The organism is Photorhabdus aballayi, from assembly GCF_026153155.1.
Lineage (GTDB): Bacteria > Pseudomonadota > Gammaproteobacteria > Enterobacterales > Enterobacteriaceae > Photorhabdus > Photorhabdus luminescens.
Genome location: NZ_JAPFCD010000125.1, coordinates 1 through 1972, shown reverse-complemented (window position 1 = coordinate 1972; position 1972 = coordinate 1). Strand labels below are relative to the sequence as shown.

The following is a 1972-nucleotide window of genomic DNA, read 5'->3' as shown; positions in this document are numbered from 1 at the left end:
GAGGTTTTTTTATGTCTGAAATTCTTTAGGGCTGCGCATAGCGTGGCCTTTTTCTTTTTCTGTATAAAAATACAGCTAGAAACAAGATACACATTGTATAGAATGAGGTTACATAATTTACTCATGGAGCCGATTCTAAATGTCAGAAGAGCTAGGGCACGTAACATTTTTCGATGTGAAAAAGATGGGGTTTTACTCGTCCAGTGATGAAGAGCAGCCTCAGGGACTTTCCGCAGAGAGCGTTTTCGATAATCTTGTTAATTGGGTAAATAATAACAGCATTGAAAATACCCTTCCGTTAGTTGATGACAAGCGTTTACGTAAAAAAGTGTATTGTCGTAATGCATATAAATGTTCTAAGACTGGTGATTATTTCTTTGTTCTTTGGAAATCAGAAGAAGATGGAAATGGCAATATACAAGGGGTTGAGGCCGATTCCAGTGTTACAGAATCTGCGGACGATGTGATTATGCTTCCATCTGATGGAAAGAATGGAAAGAAATATATCTGGGGTAAGCCATGTTATTATTGGTTCATATCTGGTTTAAATAAATTCGCATCAATTAAATTTCCTCATTCAAACACTGATACTTACCTGTTTGTAAGGTATGTGAAAGATTATGTTAATTTCAGAATGACTTGTTCAGGAAGAAAGCTTTCTGAGGTAAAGAAAGAGAATAACAAGGGCAAGAGTTTTTCCTATCAAACAGCAACATTTGATAGTGATGATGGCAAAAGCAGGGCCAGATTCTTATTTGAATATAATCAGTATATGAAAAATGCAGGAAGGGAAGGGATTAAGAGGCTAAAAGATAGCATTACACATATAATAATAAGGGATACCATTGGTGCGGTGGTATCTGATAAAAGAGCGTGGTGGGTAAAGCTATGGGATTGCGTGCCAGGTTACAAAAATGAAAAACCGAAATTACGCGGTGAAAAACAAATAGAATTAATGATAGAAGATAGTCTTTCAGACTCTCAAATTGATGAACTATTCGATTTCTATGATGAAGGTTACTCTAGTGGCTCAAGCTGGAATAATATAGGATTTAAACAGGGCGGTAAAAATAGTCCAACCAAGTGGTTAGATGAATATGTTTTGCGAGAAACAATCGCCGCTTCTTACGTCGCAACGAATAGAAAACACATATCGGCGTCTGTGCTTGCCAGGTTAATTAATGTCAAGAGGAGCGATTTGCTTAAAGGGCTTGAAGTTAAGGCGGCGAGTAGTGGGAATGATAGTAATGAGGATAGCAAAGTTACAGCGATATAGCGATAGGAGGAGGAAATGAGTGTTTGGAAGTTCTTATCGCAGATTTTACTAATAGCTGTGTGTGTATTATTAGCATACTTGGTCTGCTCTCATGTTAAATATAGCAATGTGACTGATATTATTTCTGTTCTTCAAAATATATCAGCAATTGTTTTTGCTATAAGTGGGGTCTGGATTGGTTATTTATACCCTAACGCTATTGCTGGTTTAATGAAGAATGAAAAGATAGATTTTTTTGCTAGCAAGAATGAGGCGAAAAAAGTTGAAGGGATGATTCTTATAATCATTATCTCTGCTTTTGTCTTGGTGGGGATTGCCCTGTTTTATCTTATGGTGATATTGCTGAAAGGTAGCGAATTCTACAGGGAAAATTACTTTATTATTAAGCTGTCAGGGTTGTCCTTTATTTTATATATGATATTTATGCAAATACGATGTGTCTTTTTAATGATACGAAAAAATATATCATTTATTAATAAATTGCATAGATTTCTTAATGAAAAAGAACTGAATAGCAAGCTTTAATCAAGAAGGCTGGAAATAAATAACCAGCCTTCTTTATATTGCCATCTAAATGACTTTAGCGCATTTCGGTCGGAATCTTAATTAACTACAACTCACAGGGGCGATCATCATTCACCCCACGGACGCCCATTTTATGGGGGTGGATATGAAACTCATGGACAAGCAACCAGA

The 1972-nt window shown here is 36.3% G+C and carries 2 protein-coding genes; both read left to right on the top strand.

The features are described 5' to 3' along the window. Nucleotides 1-139 precede the first annotated feature (139 nt). Nucleotides 140-1276, top strand: a complete 1137-nt coding sequence (locus tag OO184_RS24810) for a hypothetical protein (RefSeq protein ID WP_265381440.1) — start codon at nt 140-142, stop codon at nt 1274-1276. A 15-nt stretch (nt 1277-1291) separates the two neighbouring features. Then, nucleotides 1292-1801, top strand: coding sequence for a hypothetical protein (locus OO184_RS24805; protein ID WP_265381439.1), 510 nt, complete (start codon nt 1292-1294; stop codon nt 1799-1801). Nucleotides 1802-1972 lie beyond the last annotated feature (171 nt).